The sequence below is a fragment of the Sanguibacter suaedae genome (assembly GCF_016342785.1).
Classification (GTDB): Bacteria; Actinomycetota; Actinomycetes; order Actinomycetales; family Cellulomonadaceae; genus Sanguibacter; species Sanguibacter suaedae.
In genome coordinates, this window is sequence record NZ_JAEINH010000002.1 from 291,935 (window position 1) to 315,057 (window position 23,123).

General features: G+C 73.3%; 21 protein-coding genes. 11 read left to right on the plus strand and 10 right to left on the minus strand.

All coding sequences use genetic code 11. The annotated features are described in order from the left end of the window. The first annotated feature begins 11 nt into the window (after window positions 1-11). The 3 genes from thiE (at window position 12) to JAV76_RS15190 (ending at window position 3,413) form a co-directional block, all read left to right on the plus strand. Window positions 12-716: a thiamine phosphate synthase gene (thiE, locus tag JAV76_RS03725; protein WP_198732661.1), complete on the plus strand. Its 705-nt coding sequence runs from the start codon at window positions 12-14 to the stop codon at window positions 714-716. Window positions 717-754: 38 nt separating this feature from the next. Continuing rightward, complete coding sequence (guaA, locus tag JAV76_RS03730; RefSeq protein ID WP_198732662.1) at window positions 755-2,332, plus strand: glutamine-hydrolyzing GMP synthase; 1,578 nt, start codon at window positions 755-757, stop codon at window positions 2,330-2,332. Window positions 2,333-2,417: 85 nt separating this feature from the next. Further along, window positions 2,418-3,413: a hypothetical protein gene (locus JAV76_RS15190; RefSeq protein WP_307843971.1), complete on the plus strand. Its 996-nt coding sequence runs from the start codon at window positions 2,418-2,420 to the stop codon at window positions 3,411-3,413. Window positions 3,414-3,493: 80 nt separating this feature from the next. Here the strand turns inward: JAV76_RS15190 and JAV76_RS03740 are convergent, their stop codons facing one another. Then, a complete protein-coding gene (locus JAV76_RS03740) occupies window positions 3,494-3,745 on the minus strand; it encodes a hypothetical protein (protein ID WP_198732663.1) in 252 nt (83 codons plus the stop codon). Next, window positions 3,742-5,145 (minus strand): PspC domain-containing protein, encoded by a 1,404-nt coding sequence (locus JAV76_RS03745; protein ID WP_198732664.1) that lies wholly within the window; start codon window positions 5,143-5,145, stop codon window positions 3,742-3,744. Before JAV76_RS03745 ends, JAV76_RS03740 begins: the two co-directional genes overlap by 4 nt. Before the next feature lie 159 nt (window positions 5,146-5,304). On the opposite strand from JAV76_RS03745, the gene JAV76_RS03750 reads away from it, so the two are divergent. Genes JAV76_RS03750 through arfB form a run of 4 tightly spaced genes read left to right on the plus strand, consistent with a single transcriptional unit; the run spans window position 5,305 to window position 8,509 of the window. Next, the gene (locus JAV76_RS03750; RefSeq protein WP_307843972.1) at window positions 5,305-6,669 is read left to right on the plus strand and encodes an ATP-binding protein; all 1,365 of its coding nucleotides are present in this window, start codon (window positions 5,305-5,307) and stop codon (window positions 6,667-6,669) included. Then, the gene (locus tag JAV76_RS03755) at window positions 6,666-7,328 is read left to right on the plus strand and encodes a LuxR C-terminal-related transcriptional regulator (protein ID WP_198732665.1); all 663 of its coding nucleotides are present in this window, start codon (window positions 6,666-6,668) and stop codon (window positions 7,326-7,328) included. Before JAV76_RS03750 ends, JAV76_RS03755 begins: the two co-directional genes overlap by 4 nt. Continuing rightward, entirely contained in the window at window positions 7,325-8,050 is a 726-nt protein-coding gene (locus JAV76_RS03760) for a sirohydrochlorin chelatase (RefSeq protein ID WP_198732666.1), read from the plus strand. Before JAV76_RS03755 ends, JAV76_RS03760 begins: the two co-directional genes overlap by 4 nt. Window positions 8,051-8,053: 3 nt before the next feature. Next, on the plus strand, window positions 8,054-8,509 hold the full coding sequence (arfB, locus tag JAV76_RS03765) for an alternative ribosome rescue aminoacyl-tRNA hydrolase ArfB (protein WP_198732667.1): 456 nt from the start codon (window positions 8,054-8,056) through the stop codon (window positions 8,507-8,509). A 14-nt stretch (window positions 8,510-8,523) separates the two neighbouring features. Here the strand turns inward: arfB and cobA are convergent, their stop codons facing one another. The 8 genes from cobA to JAV76_RS03805 form a co-directional block, all read right to left on the minus strand. Beyond that, window positions 8,524-9,795, minus strand: coding sequence for a uroporphyrinogen-III C-methyltransferase (gene cobA / locus JAV76_RS03770; protein WP_198732668.1), 1,272 nt, complete (start codon window positions 9,793-9,795; stop codon window positions 8,524-8,526). Between the two features lie 11 nt (window positions 9,796-9,806). After that, window positions 9,807-10,733, minus strand: a complete 927-nt coding sequence (locus JAV76_RS03775; protein WP_198732669.1) for an ABC transporter permease — start codon at window positions 10,731-10,733, stop codon at window positions 9,807-9,809. After that, window positions 10,723-11,472, minus strand: a complete 750-nt coding sequence (locus JAV76_RS03780; RefSeq protein WP_198732670.1) for an ABC transporter ATP-binding protein — start codon at window positions 11,470-11,472, stop codon at window positions 10,723-10,725. The genes JAV76_RS03775 and JAV76_RS03780 overlap by 11 nt, the downstream gene beginning before the upstream one ends. After that, complete coding sequence (locus tag JAV76_RS03785) at window positions 11,469-12,566, minus strand: ABC transporter substrate-binding protein (protein ID WP_198732671.1); 1,098 nt, start codon at window positions 12,564-12,566, stop codon at window positions 11,469-11,471. Before JAV76_RS03785 ends, JAV76_RS03780 begins: the two co-directional genes overlap by 4 nt. Window positions 12,567-12,634: 68 nt before the next feature. Further along, window positions 12,635-13,966, minus strand: coding sequence for a sulfate adenylyltransferase subunit 1 (locus tag JAV76_RS03790; RefSeq protein ID WP_198732672.1), 1,332 nt, complete (start codon window positions 13,964-13,966; stop codon window positions 12,635-12,637). Continuing rightward, window positions 13,966-14,958, minus strand: a complete 993-nt coding sequence (cysD, locus tag JAV76_RS03795) for a sulfate adenylyltransferase subunit CysD (protein ID WP_198732673.1) — start codon at window positions 14,956-14,958, stop codon at window positions 13,966-13,968. Before cysD ends, JAV76_RS03790 begins: the two co-directional genes overlap by 1 nt. Beyond that, on the minus strand, window positions 14,955-15,779 hold the full coding sequence (locus JAV76_RS03800) for a phosphoadenylyl-sulfate reductase (protein WP_307843973.1): 825 nt from the start codon (window positions 15,777-15,779) through the stop codon (window positions 14,955-14,957). The genes cysD and JAV76_RS03800 overlap by 4 nt, the downstream gene beginning before the upstream one ends. Further along, window positions 15,776-17,521, minus strand: coding sequence for a nitrite/sulfite reductase (locus JAV76_RS03805; RefSeq protein ID WP_198732674.1), 1,746 nt, complete (start codon window positions 17,519-17,521; stop codon window positions 15,776-15,778). Before JAV76_RS03805 ends, JAV76_RS03800 begins: the two co-directional genes overlap by 4 nt. A 382-nt stretch (window positions 17,522-17,903) precedes the next feature. On the opposite strand from JAV76_RS03805, the gene JAV76_RS03810 reads away from it, so the two are divergent. The 4 genes from JAV76_RS03810 (at window position 17,904) to pcrA (ending at window position 23,113) form a co-directional block, all read left to right on the plus strand. After that, window positions 17,904-18,242 carry a hypothetical protein gene (locus JAV76_RS03810; protein ID WP_198732675.1) on the plus strand — a complete coding sequence of 113 codons (339 nt, stop codon included), beginning with the start codon at window positions 17,904-17,906 and terminating at the stop codon, window positions 18,240-18,242. Beyond that, window positions 18,243-18,725 (plus strand): DUF456 domain-containing protein, encoded by a 483-nt coding sequence (locus JAV76_RS03815; RefSeq protein WP_198732676.1) that lies wholly within the window; start codon window positions 18,243-18,245, stop codon window positions 18,723-18,725. It begins immediately after the preceding gene. Window positions 18,726-18,808: 83 nt separating this feature from the next. Further along, on the plus strand, window positions 18,809-20,392 hold the full coding sequence (locus JAV76_RS03820; RefSeq protein WP_198732758.1) for a methyl-accepting chemotaxis protein: 1,584 nt from the start codon (window positions 18,809-18,811) through the stop codon (window positions 20,390-20,392). 90 nt (window positions 20,393-20,482) lie between these two features. Further along, entirely contained in the window at window positions 20,483-23,113 is a 2,631-nt protein-coding gene (gene pcrA, locus JAV76_RS03825; protein ID WP_198732677.1) for a DNA helicase PcrA, read from the plus strand. Window positions 23,114-23,123 lie beyond the last annotated feature (10 nt).

Below are 23,123 nucleotides of genomic sequence, written 5' to 3' on the forward strand. Positions count from 1 at the left end.
ACTCACGGCCCATGACCTCGAAGGAGCCGGCCGACGCCCGACGGGAGCGGCTCGCCGACGCGCGCCTCTACCTGTGCACCGACGCCCGCACGGGCCGCGGTGACCTGCGGGCCTTCACGGAGTTCCTCCACGAGGTGCTCTCCGGTGGGGTCGACGTCGTGCAGCTGCGCGACCGGGGCCTCGACGTCCTCACCGAGCTCGAGTACCTCGCCGCGGCGCGCGTGGTGGCCCACGAGCACGGAGCGCTGCTCGCCGTGAACGACCGGGCGGACGTCGCCCGCGCCGTCGGTGCCGACGTCCTCCACCTGGGCCAGCGGGACCTGCCCGTGGCGCACGCACGGGCGATCGTCGGCCCGGACGTGATCGTCGGCCGGTCCTCGCAGGGCGGTGCAGAGGCTCTCGTCGCCGGCTCCGACCCCGACGTCGACTACTTCTGCGTGGGCCCCGTGCACGCGACCCCCACCAAGCCCGGACGCGGCGCCGTCGGGGTCTCGGCGGTGCGCGACGTCGCAGCGACGGCACCCTCGACCCCGTGGTTCGCGATCGGTGGCATCGACCTCTCGACCGTCGGCGACGTCCTCGAGCAGGGCGCCACGCGCGTCGTCGTCGTGCGCGCCATCACCGACGCCGTCGACCCCGGCGAGGCGGCACGCTCCCTCGCGGCGACCGTCCGGGCCGCGCACGCGCGGACCGTCGACGGCCCGCCGTCGGACTGACTTCCCGTCCCGTCCTGCCGACCCCCTATCCTGGTCCGGTGACGCAGACCCCCTCCTTGCCTCGTCCTGTCCTCGTCGTCGACTTCGGTGCGCAGTACGCGCAGCTCATCGCGCGCCGCGTCCGGGAGGCCAAGGTCTACTCCGAGATCGTGCCGCACACCGCGACGGTCGAGCAGATGCTCGCGAAGAACCCGGTCGCGATCATCCTCTCCGGCGGCCCGTCGTCCGTGTACGCCACCGGTGCCCCGTTCGTGGACCCGGCGCTCTTCGAGACCGGCGTGCCCGTCCTCGGCATCTGCTACGGCTTCCAGGCGATGGCGAAGGCGCTCGGCGGCGAGGTCGCCCAGACCGGGCTGTCGGAGTACGGCGGCACGCACGTCGAGGTCTCCCGCACAGGAGCGCTGCTCCAGGGGTCGCCCACCCAGCAGACCACGTGGATGAGCCACGGCGACGCCGTGCACGCCGCTCCCGAGGGCTTCGAGGTCCTCGCCACGTCCGCCGGCTCGCCGGTCGCCGCGTTCGAGGACAACGCCCGACGCCTCTACGGCGTCCAGTGGCACCCCGAGGTCCGGCACTCGCCGCTCGGCCAGAAGGCGCTCGAGAACTTCCTCTACGAGGGTGCCGGGCTGTCGCCCGAGTGGACTGCCGACAACGTCATCTCCGACCAGGTGGACATCATCCGCGCCCAGGTGGGCGACGCACGCGTCATCTGCGGGCTGTCCGGCGGTGTCGACTCCTCCGTGGCGGCGGCCCTCGTCCAGAAGGCCGTCGGCGACCAGCTCACCTGCGTGTTCGTCGACCACGGCCTCCTGCGGGCCGGCGAGGCCGAGCAGGTCGAGAAGGACTTCGTCGACGCGACCGGCGTCCAGCTCAAGGTCGTCGACGCCCGCGAGAGGTTCCTCGCCGCGCTCGCCGGGGTGAGCGACCCCGAGACCAAGCGCAAGATCATCGGGCGCGAGTTCATCCGCGTCTTCGAGGACGCGGCACGCGAGGTCGTCGAGGACGCCGGGGCGCACGGCGAGGAGGTGAAGTTCCTCGTCCAGGGCACCCTCTACCCGGACGTCGTCGAGTCCGGCGGTGGCGAGGGCGCCGCGAACATCAAGAGCCACCACAACGTGGGTGGCCTGCCCGACGACCTCCAGTTCTCCCTCGTGGAGCCCCTGCGCACCCTGTTCAAGGACGAGGTGCGGGCGGTGGGCCTCGAGCTCGGCGTGCCCGAGGTCATCGTGTGGCGCCAGCCGTTCCCGGGTCCCGGGCTGGGCATCCGGATCGTGGGCGAGGTCACCGCGGAGCGCCTCGAGATCCTCCGGGCGGCCGACGCGATCGCCCGCGAGGAGCTCACCCGCGCGGGCCTCGACCGGGAGATCTGGCAGTGCCCCGTCGTGCTCCTCGCCGACGTCCGCTCCGTCGGGGTCCAGGGCGACGGTCGCACCTACGGCCACCCGATCGTGCTGCGCCCCGTCTCGTCCGAGGACGCCATGACCGCCGACTGGACGCGCCTGCCCTACGACGTGCTGTCGGTGATCTCCACACGCATCACCAACGAGGTCAAGGACGTGAACCGCGTGGTCCTCGACGTGACGAGCAAGCCGCCGGGCACCATCGAGTGGGAGTGACCGGGGCGGGCTCGGCCCGCGGCTGAACTGGTGGTTCGCTACCGTGGGGTCGGACAGGTCGACCCGTCACGGCAAGGAGAACTCGATGTCCAGCAAGGTCACGATCAGGCAGAGCAAGGGTGCGGGGGTCGTGGGACTGCTCACCCTGATCGCCGGGATCGTCCTCGTCCTCGCAGGTGGGGCCACCTGGTGGGTGGTCGCCGACAAGCTCGCGGACGAGGACATCACCGTCGCCGAGGACGCGTCCTTCCTCGCCGGGCGTCAGGTGATGGACCCCTTCACGGCGTACGCGCAGGCGGACGTCATCGACCGGCACGCCCGCGAGATGGCCGAGGGCCAGACGTACGCCCAGCTCGACCGCGAGGACCCTCGCCGCGACGCCGTGATGAACGCGTCGTTCCTCCGTGCCTCGCTGTTCACGTCCGTGGTGAGCTTCGGGATCGCCGCGCTCGTCATCGGGCTCGGGGTGCTGTTCATCATCGTCGGTTGGGCGCTGCGTCGCCTCGCCGGGGGCCCGCCCGTCATCGTCGAGTCGACCGACGACCCGGCACCGACCGGTGCGACCGCGGCGCGCACGCCGGACGACGGGTCCTCGGCCAAGGACGCGCCCACCAAGGACGAGGCTGCCCGCCGCACCGTGCCGGCGCCGGCCACGAGCGCCACCCCCGTCGTCGCGGCGGCGGCTGCCGCGCCGAGCGCGACGGCCCCCACGTCGGTACCGGCCGCACCGCAGCGCACGAGCCGCGCGGAGCGCGCGGCCTCACCCGCTCCTGCGGGGGTCCGCCCCGACGCGGCACCGACGACCGTGAGCGCGCCGTCCTCGTCCACGAGCGCCGAGGAGCCGGGCGCAGGGACCCCGGACACGACGACGACGCCGCCGTCGTCGTCCGCGAGCACGTCTGTCCACGGCTCCGGGAGCGACCTCCCGGCAGGTCCCAAGGGAGACGCGCGCCTCGAGGAGATCGACGGACAGCGCAGCGGTTGGGCGTCGCCCGCCGACCGCGTGCCCCCCGTGGACGGTGGCGCGCGGTCCGACGGGTCGAAGCAGCCCGGCGGTGACAAGCCCTCCGCGGAGGGCTGAGCGCCGCACGCGTCGCGACGGAGGCCGGGACCCACGGGTCCCGGCCTCCGTCGTGCGTGCGCCCGGCGTACCGACGGTCTTCAGCGACGGCGGACCGCGGAGACGATCGACGCCCCCACGAGGGCGACCCCCGCGGACACGAGGAGCACGATGAGCGCGAGCTCCGTGTCGAAGTCCGCCCCGAGGGCCCGTGCGAGCACCCCACCCCCGAGGACCGTCACCACCATGCCCCACACGATGGTGCCGTTGCGTGCTGGGCGCCGCTGCGGGCCCGTGCCCGTCCCGAGGTCCGGGGTGCCTGCTGCGGGCTGGGTGTTCGTCGTGTCCGTCATGACTGCTCCTCGATGGTGACCTGGCCCATGCCCGAACGGATCTCGAGCCGGATGTGCTCCGTCGTGCCCTCCTCGACGTCCTGCGTCGCGAGCTCGACGTCGTTGGTGCCCACGCCGCCCCGTCGGACGGACTCCCCGTCGACGTCCCAGAGGACGTCCCCCATGCCGAGGTCGACGGACGCCGCGATCGGGACCCCTGCCGGGACGAGGACGGTGATCTCGCCCATCCCGAGCCCCACCGGGACGACCACAGGCGCCGCGTCCTCGAGCTCCTCGAGGTCGAGGGCCGTGAGGTCGATGGTGAGGTCGCCCAGCCCGAAGCCGTACCCGGACTCCGCGGCCTCGATCGTGGTGGGTTCGTAGGACCCCTCACCCATGAAGCCACCCGTGACCTGGTCCCCGAACTCGAGGTCCAGGTGCGTGCCCGAGAGCAGGGCCGCCGGGGCTCCGACCAGGAGACCCAGGACCGCGACGAACCCGAGGCTGCCGCTCGACCTGCCGCGGAACCCGGCGACGACGATCCCGACGCCGGCGAGGACGACGGTCGCGCCGATGGCGGTGGCCCAGGGCGAGACGCGGAGGTCGGACGAACGGTCGGCGAGGAGGAGGACCCCGAGGACGAGGAGGCCGAGCCCCAGGACGATGCCGAGCGACACGGCACCCGCACCCCGGGTCGGGGGCTTCTGGGCCGCTGCGGCGTCTGCGGACCACGCCGTCCCGCCCGACCACCCTGTCTCCGACGACCACCCGACCACCGTCGGCTGCTCGTCCTGCACGGGACCCGTCCCGGGCTCGGCGACCCGGACCGTCGGGGCGTCCGCCTTGGTGAACGACACGGGTCCTGCCGACGAGGCCGAGGAGGTGGCGGCCGGGGCCGCCGGTCCCGCCGGTCCGCCCGGCGCACCTGGGGTGCGGCGTTGGTTGTAGGTCACCGCGAGGTAGACGAGGAAGCCCACGAGAGCGAGCCAGAACAGGCCCTCGAACCAGCCGTCGCCCCACGTCCCCCACCACCCGAACCAGCCGGGACCCCAGCCGAGCCCGACGACGAGGACGAGGACCGCCCCCGCGAGCGCGGCGTCGACGCGGCCCCGCAGCGCCTCCTCGAGGTGGATGCGTCCGTCACGCTGCTCGGGGAGCAGCACCCACGCGATGGCGTAGAGGACGAACCCGGCACCGGAGGTGAGCATGAGGAGCACGAGGCCGGCGCGGACGAGGAGCGCGTCGACCCCGAGGCGCAGGGCGACGCCCGATGCGACTCCGGCGACCCAGCGGTCCTCGGCGCGCACCACGCCGAGTCGCCGGACCGACGTGAAGAAGTCGTCGATGCCGTCCCGGCCGGAGCGGCCGTCCGGGGGTGGTTCGTGGGTGGCGTCCGGGGTGGGGGATCCTGTCGTGTCCATGGCTCGATCCTCCCGCGCCCAGGCGGCGCGCGACCATCGGGTGACCCCCTGAGCCGACCCTGATGTTCTGAGCCCACCCTCCCTGATCCTGGGCCGCCCGGACCCTGGTCGCCCGTGGACGTGCCCCCACGGGGCCCTCGCGCGTGTGACGATCGTGTCGTGACCCCCGCGTACAGCACCGACGGCCCCCGGGCCGCTCCGGCCCCCTGGTGGTCGGGCCCGTCCGGTCCGCCCCGCCTGCCCCTGCGACGCCCCCAGGGCGGTCGTGTCGTGGGTGGGGTGTGCCTCGGTGTCTCCGTGCACCTCGACCTGCCGGTGCGCACGGTCCGCCTCCTCGCCGTCGTCCTCGCCCTCGCCGGGGGGCTGGGTCTCGTGGCGTACCTCTTCCTGTGGACCCTCGTCCCCACCGGGGACCCTGCGCGTGCGGCCGCCGAGGCACGCGACCCGTCGCTCTCCCGCCTCGCGCCGCGCACCCCGGCCGCAGGACCGGACCTCTCGGGGCGTCTCGCTGCGCTCCCCGTCCGCGACATCCTCGTCGGCCTGCTCCTCCTCGTCGGCGGGGCCGCCCTCATCGGGTCCCGTGTCGGTGTGCAGATCGAGTGGTCGTGGGTGCTGCCGGTGCTCATCGCGCTCGCCGGGATCGGCATCGCGTGGAGCCAGCTCGACGAGACGCAGCGTGGCCGGTGGCTCAGCCGCGCCGGGGGGCGCACGCCCAGCGGCGTGCTGCGGCTCGCGGGCGGACTGGTCCTCGCCCTCGTCGGGGTGCTGCTCCTGGTGAGCCAGGACATGCCGGGCACGGTGATCGTGCCGTCGGTCGTGGCTGCGCTCGCCGTGCTCGCGGGTGCGGCGCTGGTCCTGGCACCGTGGTGGTTGCGGCTGGGCCGGGAGCTGGGGGAGGAGCGTGCGGCGCGCGAGCGGGCCAACGAGCGGGCGGACATCGCGGCGCACCTCCACGACAGCGTCCTGCAGACCCTGGCGCTCATCCAGCGGTCCGCGGAACGGCCGGGGGAGGTGACGCGCCTGGCGCGCAACCAGGAGCGTGAGCTCCGGGAGTGGTTGTACGACGACCGCCCGGCAGCGGGCACGTCCCTCGCGGCCGACCTGCGGGCGCTCGTCGCGGAGGTGGAGAACACGCTGGCCGAGCGGGCAGGTGGGGACGAGCCGGTGTCCATCGACCTCGTCGTGGTCGGCGACTGCATGCCGTCGGAGACCACGGCGGCGCTCCTGCAGGCCACCCGGGAGGCGCTCGTGAACGCCGTGGTGCACGGTCGTCCGCCGGTGTCGGTGTACCTCGAGGTGGGTGCGGCGTCCGCCGAGGTGTTCGTCCGGGACCGCGGGGACGGCTTCGACGTCGACGCCGTCCCACGCGATAGGTTCGGGGTGCGCGAGTCCATCCTGGGTCGCGTCCAGCGACGAGGTGGTGAGGCGTCCGTGCGCTCAGGCGACGGGCGTGGCACCGAGGTGCGGCTGTGCGTCCCGCTGGCGACCGCCGCACGGGCAGAGCACGGGGAGGATGCACGATGAGCGAGACCGGGACCCTCCGGGTGGTGCTCGTGGACGACCACGACATGTTCCGGGCGGGAGTGCGGGCCAGCCTCGCGCCGCACCTGGAGGTGGTCGGCGAGGCGGCCGACGTCGACGCGGCCGTCGCCGTGGTGCGTGACACGCTCCCGCACGTGGTCCTCCTCGACGTGCACCTGCCGGGGGGCGGGGGAGGAGGTGGCGCAGAGGTGCTCACCCGCTGCGCGGACCTCCTCGCGGGGACCCGGTTCCTCGCGCTGTCCGTCTCGGACGCTGCGGAGGACGTCGTCGCGGTGATCCGTGCCGGGGCGCGCGGGTACGTGACCAAGGCGATCTCCGGCGACGAGCTCACGGCGGCCGTCGAGCGCGTGGGCGGCGGCGACGCAGTATTCTCGCCACGACTGGCAGGGTTCGTCCTCGACTCCTTCGGCACGCAGGCCGCCGACGTGGCGGTCGCCGACGACGAGCTCGACCGGTTGTCCGCCCGCGAGCAGGAGGTCATGCGCCTCATCGCCCGCGGCTACTCCTACCGAGAGGTGGCGACCGAGCTGTTCATCTCCATCAAGACCGTCGAGACCCACGTCTCCGCCGTGCTCCGCAAGCTCCAGCTGTCCTCGCGTCACGAGCTGACGCGCTGGGCCGCCGCGAGGAGGCTCCTGTGAACGCCGCCCGTCCCGTACTCGTGGCGTGCTCCCACGGCACCGACAACGCGCAGGGCCGTGCGGTGGTGAGCAGCATCGTCGACCAGGTCCGCGGGCTGCTGCCCGACGTCGAGGTCCTCGAGACGTACGTCGACGTGCAGCACCCCCAGGTGGGGGAGGTCCTCGCCGGCATCGCCCCGGACCGTCCTGCCGTCGTGGTGCCGCTCCTGCTGTCGGGCGGCTTCCACGTGAACGTCGACATCGCCGAGGCCGTGGCGGAGCGTGCCGCGACGGGCGCCCCCACGGTGGCCTCGTCGGCCCTGGGACCCGACGAGCGGCTCGCCCGGGTCCTCCTCGACCGGCTCGCGGAGGCCGGTGCGCACCCCGGCGACTCCGTGGTCGTGGCGGCGGCGGGGTCGAGCGACGCGAACGCCGCCGGTGACGTCGAGAAGGTCGTCGAGCACGTCGCGGCGGCGTGGGGCGGGCCCGTGAGCGTCGGGTACGCGACGTTCGCCACCCCGCGCGTCGGGGTGGCCGCGGACCTCGCCCGTGCGTCGCTGGGCGGCGGGTCCCACGGCCGCGTGGTCCTCGCGTCCTACCTCCTGGCGCCCGGGTTCTTCCAGGACAACCTCGGCAAGGTGGGCGCCGACGTCCTCGCGGAGCCGCTGGGCACGCACCCGCTCCTCGCGCACGTCGTGGTCGACCGGTACCGGACGGCCGCTGCGGCCTTCGACGACGCCTGACGCGTGGTCGACGTCGACCGGCCCGTGCACGTCACGGACGCGCTGAGCATCCCGGCGGGCGAGCTCGTGTGGCGCTTCTCCCGGTCGTCGGGCCCCGGGGGGCAGGGCGTGAACACCGCGGACAGCCGGGTCGAGCTCCTGTGGGAGCCCGGGACGTCCGCGGCGCTGGCGGGACTGCCGGAGCCGCTCCGGGACCGCGTCGCGGCGCGGTTGGCATCCCGCCTCGTCGCGGGCGCCGTCGTGATCGTCGTGGCCGAGCACCGTGCGCAGCTGCGCAACCGGGCCACGGCACGCGAGCGCCTCGCGCAGACGGTGCGCGAGGCGCTCGCACCGCCGCCCCCGCGGCGTCGCGCGACGAGGCCTACGCGGGGCTCCGTGGAGCGGCGGCTCGTCGCCAAGCGGACCCGGTCGGGTCTCAAGGCCGGCCGGACGCGCGGCCGTCGGGACGACGACGGGTGATCTGACGCCCGGGGTCAGAGATCCGTCGCGGCCGACCACGCGGGCGCCCGACGGACGACCTCGCCGACGACGGTGACGGCCGGCGGGCGCACGCCCGCCGCGACGGCCCGCTCGGCGATCGTCGCGAGCGTCCCGACCGTGACGCGCTGGCGCGCACCGAACCCGTCCTCGACGACCGCGGCGGGCGTGCCGGGGTCCCTGCCGTTCGCGACGAGGCCCTCGGCCGTGGCGGCGAGGCGGGAGACGCCCATGAGGAGCACGACGGTGTGGTCGGACGCGGCCGGGACCTTGCCGATGTCCTCGTGCCCGGTGAGCACCGTGAACCCTCGGGACAGCCCTCGGTGGGTCACGGGGATGCCGACGGCCGCGGGTACGGAGATCGAGCTCGTCACCCCGGGGACCACCTCGACGGGCACCCCGGCGGCCGCGCACTCGTCGAGCTCCTCGCCGCCGCGGCCGAACACGTAGGGATCGCCGCCCTTGAGGCGGACGACGCCCTTGCCCTGGAGGGCGTGCTCCACGAGGAGGGCGTTGATCTGCTCCTGGGCGATGGGGTGGAACCCGGACGTCTTGCCGACGTCGATCACCTCGACGTCCGGGGCGAGCTCGTCGAGGACGGCCCGCGGCGCGAGCCGGTCGACGACGACGACGTCGGCTGCCGCGAGGAGGGTGCGTCCGCGCACGGTGAGGAGGTCCGCACGCCCCGGCCCACCACCGACGAGCGCCACCCACCCGACGGGCCGCTCCGCCGTGGCGGGGTCCGTGGTGACCACCGCGCGCGGGCGGGGGCGGGTTCCACGGACGGGCAGGGTCCCGGTGCGCAGGCCGTCGGCGATCGCGTCGCGCACGTGCGCCGAGCGGCGCGGGTTGCGGTCCTCGCCCGCCGACGACGTCACGGACACCACGACGTCGTCGAGACGTGCGACGGCGGGCACCCAGGCGGTGCCGCTCGTCGCGTCGCCCGCGGCGACGCAGAACGTGTGCCGGGCGTCGGCGTCCGCGACCACCTGGCGGTCCACGGTGGGGTCTCCCGTGGCCGTGTGCACGAGCCACGCACCGTCGACGTCCTCCGGGCGGTAGCCGCGCGCGGTCCACGTGAGGGTGCCGTCCGCGGCGAGGGCCGCGAGGTCGTCGCACACCTCGGGGGAGACGACCTCGACGACCGCCCCCGCCCCGACGAAGGACGCCGCCCGGCGGGCGGTGACGCTCCCGCCGCCGACGAGCACGATGCGACGCCCGGCGAGCCGCAGGCCGAGGGGGAAGATCTCCGAGATGTGGTCCGTCATGGCACCAGACCCTATGCCGTCGCCAGCCCGCGCCTGCGCATGACGGCGCGCTCCACGGGGGCGAACACGAGCAGCTCGACCGCGATGCCGACCACGAGCACGAGGATGATCCCCACGAAGATGCGGGACATGTCGCCGAGGTCGCGTCCCTGCTGGAGCAGCTGCCCCAGCCCGAAGCCGATGTCGCCGCCGACGGTGATGAGCTCCGCAGCCATGAGGGAGCGCCACGAGAACGCCCAGCCCTGCTTGAGCCCGGCGAGGTAGCCGGGGAGCGCGGCGGGGAGGATCACGTGCCGCACGAGCTCCACGGGGTTGGCCCCGAGGACCAGCCCGACCCGCCGGAACAGGGGCGGGACCTGGTCCACGCCGGCGACGATCCCGTTGATGATCGACGGCACCGCACCGAGGAGGATGACGGCGTACACGGTGGCGTCGCTCAGCCCGAACCAGATGACGGCGGCGGGCACCCACGCCACGGACGGCAGCACCTGCAGGCCGGTGATGAGCGGACCGAACGACGCGCGGACCCAGCGGACCCGCGCCACGACGATGCCGAGGGGCGTCCCGATGAGCGCCGCCAGGAGGAACCCCACGACACCGCGCTCCACGCTCGTGGTGAGCGCCGTGACGACGGTCTGGTCGTCCCAGAGCCTGAGGAACGTCAGGCCGACGAGGGCAGGGGGCGGGAAGCGGGTGACGTCCTGCGGTCCCAGACGGAACGCGACCTCCCACACGAGGAGCAGCAGGCTCACGGAGATCGTCAGGGGGAGCAGAGCGCGCAGCGCGCGACGGCCCCGGCCCGTCCGGGCGTGGACGTCGGTCTGCAGGGCGTCGAGCCCGGCCTCGAGCGACGTGAGGGACTCGTCCCGTGTCCGACGGTCCGTGTCCGGCGCGGCGCTCGCGGGACGCGTGTGCGTGGTGGTGTCGTCAGACGGCATGGCGGCGGATCTCCTCGCGCAGCTGGTCGGTGATCTCGAGGGCGAGGCTGGCGACCTGGGGCGCGGAGATGCTGCGCTCGCCCGTGACGTCCACGTCCCACTCGCGCACGATCCGTCCCGGGCGGCTCGACATGAGCAGGACGCGCTGACCGAGGCGGACGGCCTCGCGCACGTTGTGGGTGATGAACACGACGGTGCGGCCGGTCGCGGTCCAGACCCGCTCGAGCTCGTCGTGCAGGAGGTCGCGGGTGATGGCGTCGAGCGCGGCGAACGGCTCGTCCATGAGGAGGACGTCGCGCTCCTGGGCGAGCGCGCGCGCCAGGGCGACCCGGGAGCGCATCCCGCCCGAGAGCTCGTGGACACGCTTCCCGGCGGCACCGCCGAGGTGGACCATCTCGAGGAGCTCGGCGACGCGCTCTCGCCGCTCGGCGCGGGGGACGCGACGCAGCCTCAGGGCGAGGTCCACGTTCTGACCGGCGGTGAGCCACGGGAAGAGCGCGGCCTCCTGGAACATGAGCGCGGCACCGTCGCCGGCGACCTCGACCGTCCCCGCGGTGGGACGGTCGAGTCCGGCCATGATGTTCAGGAGCGTCGACTTGCCGCAGCCCGACGCCCCGAGGAGGCACACGAACTCCCCGGGCCGGATGGTGAGGTCGATGCCCTGGAGGACCGCCGGTCCGGTGGGCGCGAAGCGCTTGTGGACCCCGGTCACGCGGACGGCGTGGGGCGCGGTCGTCATGGCTGGTCCTTGCCGAGCCCGGCCGCGTCGACGGGGCTGTCCCCGTGGGCGGCGAGCACTGTGTTGAGGAGTCTCAGGTCGTAGATGCCGTCGAGTGCGCCGTCCTCGGGGATCCCGAGGGGCAGCTGTGTGGTGCCTGCGGCGAGTCCGTCGTCGAACACCGTGGCGAGGGTCTCGGCGAGGGGGTCCGGGGTGAAGGTGAGGTTGCCGAGCGCCCGGTCGAGGACGTCGTCGCGCAGCGGTTTCCCGGCGGTCTCGGCGAGGGTCTCGTTGAGGAGCCCTGCGGCCTCGTCCGGATGGGTCCGCAGCCACTCGAGCGCCTGGACGTGAGCCTCGAGGACGGCCTGGACGCTCTCCGGGTGCTCCCCGAGGAACTCCTGGCTGGCGACGACGTTCGTCGAGACGAAGTGGCCGCCCGGCCACAGGTCCCGCTCGTCGACGAGGACCTCCGCGCCCGCCTCGAGGACCAGCCGGGAGGCCCACGGCTCGGGGAGCCAGCCCCCGTCGAGCCGGCCGTCCGTGAAGAGCTGGAGGGTCTGGGCGTTGGCGGTGGGGACGAGCGAGACGTCCCCGCCCCCGGTGAGGTCCGTCGTGAGGCCGTGCTCCGCGAGGTACGCCCGTGCGGCGACGTCCTGGGTGCCGCCCCGCTGCGGCGTCGCGATCGTCGCGCCCGCGAGGTCGCCGACCACGCGGACCGCCGGGTCGACGACGAGCTGGGCTCCGCCGGACGTGCTCCCGGCGACGATCCGCAGGAGGGCGCCGTTGGTGGTGACGTACCCGGTGATGGCGGGGTTGGGGCCGACGTACGCGATGTCGACGGACCCGCCGCGCAGCGCCTCCACGGCCGCGGGGCCCGCGTTGAAGACGGAGACGGTGACCTTGACGTCCTCGCCCAGGGCGTCCTCGAACAGTCCGCGCGCGTCCGCGACGAGCGCGGGTGCGTGGGTGACGTTCGCGAAGTACCCGATACGGACCTCGGTGGCCGGGCCCTGGTCCTCGTGGACGGCGTTCGCGGGCTTCCCGGTGGTCGCGCAGCCGGTGAGGCCGATCGCGGTCGCGGTGAGCGCTGCGAGCAGGCGTCGGGTGCGGGTCATGGTCGCTCTCTTCTCGTGCGGGTCGGTGGCGGGGTCGGGCTGGGCGGCCCCGCCACCGGTCGCGCCGGTCAGATGGCGTACTGGGCGGGCCGCTCCTGAGGACATCGGACGGCGGCCAGGGCGTCGCCGACCATGCCGGCGGCGAGGGTTCCGCCGCTCGAGGGGTCGATGAGGAGGAACGCGCCCGTGCGTCGGGACACGAGGTACTCCTCGGCGGCGATCGGGGACGCGAGACGCAGGGTGACGCGGCCGATGTCGTTGAGCTCGAGCCGTTCCGCGGGCTCGAGGGACGCGCTGTCGAGGTCGAGGCGTCCCACGACGTCGCGGACCACGGCCTGCACGGTGCGGGTCGTGTGCTTGAGGAGCACGCGGCTGCCGGGGAGGAGCGGTCGCTCGGCGAGCCAGGCGACGGTGCCCTCCACGTCCTGCGTGGGGGTGGGCGCGTCGGACGCGCTCGCCACGAGGTCGCCGCGGGTGATGTCGATCTCGTCGGCGAGCCGCAGCGTCACCGACTGGGGGGCGAACGCCTCGTCGAGGGGGCCGTCGGCGGTGTCGATGCCCTCGACCGTCGATCGGCGCCCCGAGGGGAGGACCACGACCGGGTCGCCGACGCGGACGACGCCCGCGGCGATCTGCCCCGCGTAGCCGCGGTAGTCGCGGTAGCGCTCCTCGCGTGCCGCCCTCTGCGGGCGGATGACCGTCTGCACGGGGAAGCGGAACGACTCGTCGCTCGGCTCGTCGGCCTGCGGGAGCTCCTCGAGGAGCTCAAGGAGGCTCGGACCGTCGTACCAGGGCGTCCTCTCGGACCGGTCGACGACGTTGGCCCCCTCGAGCGCCGACACGGGGATGGTGCGCAGGTCGGCGACCCCGAGGTCCGCGCCGGCGGTGCTGATCTGCTCCGCGAGCTCGAGGTACCGGTCCTCCGAGTAGTCGACGAGGTCGATCTTGTTCACCGCGACCACGACGTGCGCGACGCGAAGGAGGCTCGCGACCGCGAGGTGGCGGCGGGTCTGCTCGAGGAGGCCCTTGCGGGCGTCGATGAGGAGGACCACGACGTCGGCGGTCGAGGCACCCGTGACCGTGTTCCGGGTGTACTGCACGTGGCCGGGGCAGTCGGCGAGGATGAAGGACCGGCGCGCCGTGGCGAAGTACCGGTACGCCACGTCGATGGTGATGCCCTGCTCACGCTCGGCGCGCAGCCCGTCGGTGAGGAGCGCGAGGTCCGTGGTGGTCAGGCCCCGGTCGCGGCTGACCCGCTCGACTGCGTCGAGCTGGTCGGCGAGGACCGACTTCGAGTCGAACAGCAGGCGCCCGACGAGGGTGGACTTCCCGTCGTCGACGGAGCCCGCCGTGGCGAGGCGCAGGAGCGTGCTCTCGGTGCCTGTCGTCTGGGTGCCCATCAGAAGTAGCCCTCTTTCTTGCGGTCTTCCATCGCGGCCTCGGAGATGCGGTCGTCGGCGCGGGTGGCGCCCCGCTCCGTGACCCGGGTCGCGGCGACCTCGGTGATGACTGCGGCGACGTCGGTGGCGTCGGACTCGACGGCACCGGTGCAGGACATGTCGCCGACGGTGCGGTAGCGCACCTGGCGGGTCTCGACGGTCTCGGTGTCCCGGGGGGTCGAGTACGGGCCGACGGCGAGGAGCATGCCGTCACGCTCGAAGACCTCGCGCTCGTGGGCGTAGTAGAGCTCGGGGAGCTCGATGCCCTCGCGCTCCACGTAGCGCCAGATGTCGAGCTCGGTCCAGTTGGACAGCGGGAACGCGCGGACGTGCTCGCCGGCACGGTGGCGACCGTTGTACAGGTTCCACAGCTCGGGGCGCTGGTTGCGCGGGTCCCACTGCCCGAACTCGTCGCGCAGGGACAGGACGCGTTCCTTGGCGCGGGCCTTCTCCTCGTCGCGTCGGCCGCCGCCGAAGACGGCGTCGAACCTGTTCTGCACGATGCCGTCGAGCAGCGGCTGCGTCTGCAGGGGGTTGCGGGTGCCGTCCGGGCGCTCGGAGAGGCGCCCGTCGTCGAGGTAGTCCTGGACGCGCACGACGACGAGCCGCAGCCCGAGGCGCTCGACGGTCGCGTCGCGGTAGGCGAGGACCTCGGGGAAGTTGTGCCCGGTGTCGACGTGCATGACGGGGAAGGGCACCGGCGCGGGCCAGAAGGCCTTCGCGGCGAGGTGGAGCATCACCACGGAGTCCTTGCCCCCGCTGAACAGCAGGACGGGGCGCTCGAACTCCGCGACGACCTCGCGGATGATGTGCACGGCCTCGCTCTCGAGGGACTCGAGCTGGCTGAGCCGTCGCACGTGGGCGACAGCCGCGGTGGCCTCGGTGGGCGGGGTGGCAGGAGGTGTCGTGGCGTCCACGGTGGTCCCGGGTCCGTCGGTGTCGGTGATCGTCATACGTGCAACCCGCATTCGGTCTTGTCGAGTCCGGCCCAGCGGCCGGAACGGGGGTCTTCTCCAGGGGCGACGCGCCGGGTGCAGGGCGCGCAGCCGATGGACGGGTAGCCGTCCGTGAGCAGGGGGTTGAGGATCACCTGGTGCTCCGTGGCGTAGGCGAGGAGGTCGTCGAACGTCCACGCCGCGAAGGGGTTGATCTTCACGAGGCCGTTCTTCTCGTCCCACGTCACGAGCGGGGTCTGCGCGCGGGTGGGGGCCTCGTCGCGGCGGACGCCGGTGACCCACACCTCGTACCCCTGAAGGGTGCGGTGGAGGGGCTCGACCTTGCGCACGGCGCAGCACGCCCCGGGGTCGCGCGCCCAGAGGTCCTTGCCGTGGGCCGCGTCCTGCTCGGGGACGGTGAGCCGCGGCAGCACGTCGACGACGGTCACGTCCATCTGCTGCTCGACGGCGTCGCGGGTGCCCACGGTCTCGGCGAAGTGGTACCCGGTCTCGAGGAAGAGGACGTCCACCCAGGGGGAGTGGCGTGCGACGAGGTGGGGGAGCACCGCGTCGGCCATGGAGCAGGCGACGGCCATGGAGTCGCCGAACTCCCGTGCGGCCCAGGCGACGACCTCGTCGGCGGTCGCCTCGTCGGGTGCGCCGATCCCCGACCCGGCGAGCTCGGCGACACCCCGGGCGACGACCTCGCGGAGCTCGTCGGGCGTGCGGTGGGGCCGTGCGCGCTCCGCCCGGGCGGTGGCGTGCGCGGCCCGGGCCGAGGTGCGCTCGAGGGTGCGGGCGCGGGCGGCGTCGCGCAGGGCGGACAGGGGGTCGGTCACGAGAGCGCCTCCTCGTCGGCCCGGTGGGACCACTCCGCGAAGGTCTCCTCGTCGGTGCGGTCCGCCTCGTAGCGGCGCACGACGCGCTCCACGTAGTCGGTGAGGTCCGCAGCCGTGACCTTGAGGCCGCGGACGGTGCGGCCCATGCCCGCGAGCTCGCGGTCCTGGTTGGCGAGCCCGCCTCCGAGGTGCACCTGGAACCCGGGCTCCTGCTCGCCGGCGTCGTTCGTCACGAGCTGACCCTTGAGGCCGATGTCCGCCGTCTGGATGCGGGCGCACGAGTTGGGGCAGCCGTTGACGTGCAGCGTGATCGGCTTGAGGCCGGACATGTCGCCGAGCCGCTCCTCGAGGGAGTCGATCGTCGCGGTCGCCGTGTCCTTGGTGTCCACGATGGCGAGCTTGCAGAACTCGATGCCGGTGCACGCGATGGTGTTCCGGCGGAAGGCGCTGGGCTCCGCCTCGAGGCTCAGCGCGCGCAGCCCCGTGACGACGGTCGGGACGTCGGCCGGCGGGACGTCCAGCACGAGGAGCTTCTGGTGCGGGGTGAGGCGTACCCGCTGGGACCCCACCGACTCGGCGAGGTCCGCGACGCCCGAGAGGATCGTCCCGGAGACGCGGCCGACGTACGGCGCCGCGCCGACGTAGAACTTGCCGTCACGCTGCTCGTGCACGCCGACGTGGTCGCCGGGGGACGGCGGCTTGGGAGCGGGAGGGCCGTCAGGGAGCTTGTAGCCGAGGTACTCGTCCTCGAGGATCTGCCGGAACTTCTCGGTGCCCCAGTCGGCGAGGAGGAACTTCAGGCGGGCCTTGTTGCGCAGTCGGCGGTAGCCGTAGTCGCGGAAGATCTGGACCACGCCGTGCCACACGTCGGGCGCCTGCTCCTCGGTGACGAAGGCGCCGAGACGCTCTCCGAGGCGCGGGTTCGCGCTCAGACCACCGGCGACCCAGAGGTCGTAGCCGATGCCGAGCTCGGGGTGCTCGAGCGCGACGAACGCGACGTCGTTGATCTCGTGGACGACGTCCTGGCTGGGGTGGCCGGTGATGGCCGTCTTGAACTTGCGGGGGAGGTTCGCGAGCTCGGGGATGCCGATGTACCGGCGCGTGATCTCCTCGATGACCGGGCGGGGGTCGATGAGCTCGTCCTTGGCGATCCCGGCGACCGGGCTCCCGAGGACCACGCGGGGCACGTCGCCGCACGCCTCGGTCGTCTGCAGCCCGACGGCCTCGAGCCGGCGCCAGATCTCGGGGACGGCCTCCACCTCGATCCAGTGGAGCTGGATGTTCTGGCGGTCCGTGATGTCGGCCGTGTCACGGCCGAACTCCGTGGAGATCTCGGCGATGACGCGCAGCTGCTCGGTGGTGAGCCCACCGCCGTCGATGCGCACGCGGAGCATGAAGTACCGGTCCTCGAGCTCGTGCGGCTCGAGCGTCGCGGTCTTGCCGCCGTCGATCCCCGGCTTGCGCTGCGTGTAGAGGCCCCACCAGCGGAACCGGCCGTGGAGGTCGTCCCCGGTGATCGAGTCGAAACCCTCCTTGGAGTAGATCGTCTCGATGCGCTCGCGGACGCTGAGGCCGCCGTCCTCCTGCTTCCAGGTCTCGTTGGCGTTCAGGGGAGCGGTGCCGTCGACCTTCCACTGTCCGTTGGGCCGGGCGGCTCGTGCCGGGCGGGCGGTTCGGGGAGCGGGTCCGGAGGTGGGGGCCGTAGCGGTGGGCGCGTCCGAGGGAGCGCTGGAGGGAGTCATGGTGTGGCTTGTCCTCGCGGTGCGGTGGTGTGCGCGGGACCAGCGCGGCAGGGGTGACCCAGGGCCGTGCGGCTGGTCGTCCGCGCGCTGGTCTGGTGGGTGTGGCCGGGCGTCCTCGCCCTGGCCGCGTCAGGCGCGGGTCAACAACAGCGACAGGTGCTGCTGGGAGCGCACGCCGTCGCGATGTGACGCATCGTCACATCGGGGGCGCTCCAAACCGTGGTCATGGTGACGAAGGTACGTCGTCCGAGGAGCGCTGTCGATACCGTCCGAGGAGCGAGACGGCATTCCAGCATCCGGTATCCCGCGACGATCTGGGTGTGATGTCCCGATCTCGAGGGTCACCTTTGTGCCCCGTACCCTCGAAACCTACGATCACCCCATGGATCTCCTCTACGACGTCGTCCTCGTCCTGCACCTCGTCGGCTGGGCGATCGTCCTCGGCGGGTACGTCGCCAGCCTCCGCGAACCGACCCTCTACCGAGGGACCTTCCACGGTGCGCTCACCGCGCTCGTCACCGGGCTGCTCATGGTCGGCCTCGCCGAGGGGCCCCTCGGCTGGGACCTCGACCACGTGAAGATCGCCGTGAAGCTCGTCGTCGCCCTCGCCGTGGCCGTCCTCACCTACCTGGCCACCGCACGCGACGTCCGCGCGCCCGCGGTCCGCCACGGTGTCGGGGCCCTCGTGCTCGCGAACGTCGTCGTCGCGGTCGTGGTCTAGGTGCCCGCCGCAGGAGAGGTCCTCGTCGGCCTCGCGATCCTCGTCGGTCTCTTCGGGGCCGTCACCCAGATCATCCCCGGGAGCATCATCGTCCTCGCCGCCGTCGGCGTCTGGGCCGTGATGACCGGCGGGGCCGTCGCCTGGACCGTCCTCGTCGTGTCCGTGGTCGCCGTCGTCGTCGCGGCCGTCGTCAAGTACGTCCTCGCCGGTCGGCACCTCAAGCGGGCCGACGTCCCCAACCGCACCCTCCTCGTCGGTGGCGTCCTCGGCGTCGTCGGGTTCTTCGCCATCCCGGTCGTCGGCCTGCCGATCGGCTTCGTGGCCGGCGTCTACCTCGCCGAGTACCTGCGCCGCCGGGACCAGCGCCTCGCGTGGGTCTCCACGAAGGTCGCCCTCGCGGCGACGGGCATCACCATCCTCGTCGAGCTCGCCGGGGCCCTCGTCGCCACCGGCGCCTGGGTGATCGGCCTGTTCTTCACCTAGGGCGGACGGCGCAGTCTCCTCACGTTCACCTACCGTCGGTCGATGAATGGGTCAAAGGTCCCTTCGATCGTCTGTGAGTGCCGATGTCGTCACGCCTGAGCTCCACGTCCGTCACGAGCAGGCTCGTGGTCATGCTCGTCCTGTCCGCCATCGGCATGGGGGTCCTCGCGCTCGTCGGCTCCCTCGTGGTGCGCGAACGCATCATGTCCGAGCGCAAGGACGCCACCCGGACCGTCGTCGAGACCGCATCGGGCGTCATCGCCCACTTCGGGGCGGAGGCCGAGGCCGGGCGCCTCACCGAGGACGAGGCGAAGGCCGCGGCCGTCGCCGCCGTCAAGGAGCTCCGCTACTCGGGTGACGAGTACTTCTGGATCAACGACATGACCCCCACCATGGTCATGCACCCCATGAAGCCCGAGCTCGACGGCACCGACCTGTCGAAGAACGCCGACCCCGACGGCAAGCTCCTCTTCGTCGAGATGGTCGACGTCGTCAAGGCCGACGGTGCAGGCTTCGTCGAGTACCAGTGGCCCAAGCCGGGGGCTGATGCGCCGCAGCCCAAGGTCTCCTACGTCACCGGCTACGAGCCGTGGGGCTGGGTCCTCGGGTCCGGCGTGTACGTCGACGACGTGCGGTCCGCGGCGCTGGCCGACGCCGGCCGCCTCCTCCTCGCGGCAGGTGCCGTCCTCGCGGTGAGCACGGTCGCGTGCGTCCTCGTCGCACGGTCCATCGTCACGCCCATCCGCCGGGCGGCCGAGGTCCTCGCCTCCGGCGACATCACCGTCCGCCTCGACGAGGGGCGTGGTCGCTCCGAGCTCGAGCACCTCGCGGTCTCGCTCAACGCGACGCTCGACCGCTCGTCCGCCGTCGCCGCCGAGGTGCAGGGGATCGCGCGACAGCTCGACACCGCCGCGGCGCGCCTCATCGACAGCGGGGACGGCATCGCCCGCACCACGAGCGCCGCCGCGAGCCGCACCGTCGAGGTCGCGGGCGCCGCGGCCGAGGTGAGCACCGGGATCGACGCGGTCGCCGCGGGTGCCCACGAGATGGGGGCGTCCATCTCGGAGATCGCCCAGAACACGACGGCCGTCGCCCGGATCGCTGCCGACGCCGTCCGGGCCGCAGACACGACCAACCGGACCGTGCGGACGCTCGGCGAGTCGTCCGCGGAGATCGGCAGCGTCGTCAAGGTCATCACGTCCATCGCGGAGCAGACGAACCTCCTCGCCCTGAACGCCACCATCGAGGCCGCGCGTGCGGGTGACGCCGGGAAGGGCTTCGCCGTCGTCGCGAGCGAGGTCAAGGACCTCGCCCAGGAGACCGCCCGGGCCACGGGGGGCATCTCGGAGCAGGTCGCCTCGATCCAGGCGGCCGTCGAGCAGGCCGCCGGGGAGATCTCGCAGATCGCGAGCATCATCGGACAGATCAACGACTACCAGGTGACCATCGCCGGTGCGGTCGAGGAGCAGACGGCGACCACGAGCGCCATGGCGCGCACCGTGGGGACCGTGGCCGACGGTGGCCGGAGCATCGCGTCGACGCTCGCCGACGTCGAGGGTTCGACCCGTGCGGCCTCCGCGGAGATCGACACGGTGCGCGCCGCGGCCCGCGACCTCGCCGAGTCGTCGCGGTCGCTGCAGACCGCGGTGAGCGCCTTCTCCGGCTGACCGGTGGCGCCCGCCCCTCCGTGCCGTGGCCGGTCGGGGCGGGCGCCCGGGGCCCGTCCTGTCGGTGACGGGACTTAGGCTTGTCGCGCTATGACTTCCCTCTTCGACCACCTCCCCGGCTTCGACGGACCCGCCGCGTCCTCGTCCGGTGCGCCCGCACCCTCCGACCACAGCCGGGCGGACGACGCCCCCGCGTCCGCCCGGCTGTCCGCCGAGCGAACCGCGGCGTGGGAGGCCGACGCGACCCACCGCGGCGAGGAGTCCCGGAAGCGCGCCGACGCGCTCCTCGACGGGCTCAACACGGAGCAGCGCGCGGCCGTCGTCCACGGCGGCGGGCCGCTCCTCATCGTCGCCGGTGCCGGGTCCGGCAAGACCAGGGTCCTCACCCACCGCATCGCGCACCTCCTCGCGACGGGCCGCGCCCGGCCCGGCGAGATCCTCGCCATCACCTTCACGAACAAGGCGGCGGCCGAGATGCGCGAGCGCGTCGCGGCGCTCGTGGGTCCTTCTGCGGGCCGCATGTGGGTGTCGACGTTCCACTCCGCGTGCGTGCGCATCCTGCGCCGCGAGGCCGCGGCCCTGGGACTTCGCCAGAGCTTCTCGATCTACGACTCGGCGGACTCCCAGCGCCTGCTGACGATGGTCCTGCGGGAGCTCGACCTCGACCCCAAGAAGTACCCGGCCAAGCAGCTGAGCCACAAGATCTCCGCGCTCAAGGACGAGCTCGTCGACCCGGCGCGGTACGCCCAGGAGTCCGGGGCGTCCGACGCCGCCGGGTCCACCGCGGCGGAGTTCGACCAGGTGCTCTCCGACGTGTACTCGCGGTACCAGGCGCGCCTGCAGCAGGCGCACGCCCTGGACTTCGACGACCTCATCATGACGACCGTCCGGCTCCTCCAGGAGCACCCCGCGGTCTCGGAGCACTACCGGCGGCGCTTCCGCCACGTGCTCGTGGACGAGTACCAGGACACCAACCACGCCCAGTACGTCCTCGTCCGTGAGCTCGCAGGAGTCGTGCCCGCCTCGACCGGCGAGTCCGGTGCGACGGGCGACGCGCCGCAGGCGGTCGCCCCGATCGCCCCGGGGGAGCTCACCGTCGTCGGTGACGCCGACCAGTCGATCTACGCCTTCCGCGGCGCGACGATCCGCAACATCCTCGAGTTCGAGGCCGACTACCCGGACGCGCGCACCATCCTCCTCGAGCAGAACTACCGTTCCACCCAGAACATCCTCTCCGCGGCCAACGCCGTGATCTCGCGGAACACCGACCGCAAGCCCAAGCGTCTGTGGACGGACTCGGGGGCCGGTGCGCAGATCGTCGGGTACGTCGCCGACAACGAGCACGAGGAGGCCCGGTTCATCGCCCAGGAGATCGACCGCCTCGGCGACACGGAGAAGGTGCGTCCGGGGGACGTCGCCATCTTCTACCGGACCAACGCCCAGTCGCGTGCTCTCGAGGAGGTCCTCATCCGCGTGGGCCTGCCCTACAAGGTGGTCGGCGGGACGCGCTTCTACGAGCGCCGCGAGGTCAAGGACGTCATCGCGTACCTGCGTGCCGTCGACAACCCCGACGACGACGTGAACCTCCGACGCATCCTCAACGTCCCCAAGCGCGGACTCGGGGACCGGGCCGAGTCGATGGTCGTCGCCCAGGCCGAGCGCGACCGCACCTCCTTCGGGGAGGCCCTCACCCGCGTGGACGACATCCCTGGGCTCACCGCGCGAGCCCTCAACCCTCTGCGGGCGTTCCGGGACCTCATGGCGGGGCTGCGCGAGCTCGCGGCGAAGGGTGCAGGGCCGGCCGAGGTCATCGGGGAGGTCCTCGACCGGACGGGCTACCTCGCCGAGCTCCGCGCCAGCGACGACCCGCAGGACGGCTCGCGCGTGGAGAACCTCGCCGAGCTGCACGCCGTCGCGAGCGAGTTCGAGGAGAGCGACCCCGAGGGCACGCTCGCCGACTTCCTCGAGCGCGTGTCCCTCGTCGCCGACGCCGACCAGATCCCCTCGAGCGACGACGCGGGCCACGAGGGGACGCCCGTGGTGGACCCGGGGGTCGTGACGCTCATGACCCTGCACACCGCCAAGGGCCTGGAGTTCCCCGTGGTGTTCCTCTCCGGTATGGAGGACGGCACCTTCCCGCACATGCGCTCCATGCACGACGAGGTGGAGCTCGCCGAGGAGCGGCGCCTCGCGTACGTGGGGATCACCCGCGCCCGGGAACGCCTGTACGTGTCCCGATCGGCCGTCCGGTCCGCGTGGGGCACCCCCAACGAGTTCCCGCCCAGCCGGTTCCTCGACGAGATCCCCGAGGAGCTCTGGGACTGGCGCCGCCGCGAGTCGAGCATGTCCACCCTGCGGGGCCCCGGCGGGTACACGGGAGGGTACGGGTCGGGCGGCTACGGGTCCTCCGCACGTCGCCGCTCCGACGACGACGACTTCGGCACCCCCATCGGCAGCGGCCGGGCCGGCGGGCGCAGCAGCGTCCCGGCGTGGAAGAAGCAGCCCGAGCCCCCCGCGCCCAGCTTCGGGTCCGGCTCGGCGCAGGCCGGAGCGGACGTCCCCTCGCTCGCCGTGGGGGACCGTGTCACCCACGACTCCTTCGGCCTCGGGACCGTCGTCGGCGTCGAGGGCGTCGGGGCCAAGGCCGTCGCGAAGATCGACTTCGGCGGGGACGGCACCAAGCGCCTGCTCCTGCGCTTCGCGCCCGTGACCAAGCTGTGAGCAGCGCCTG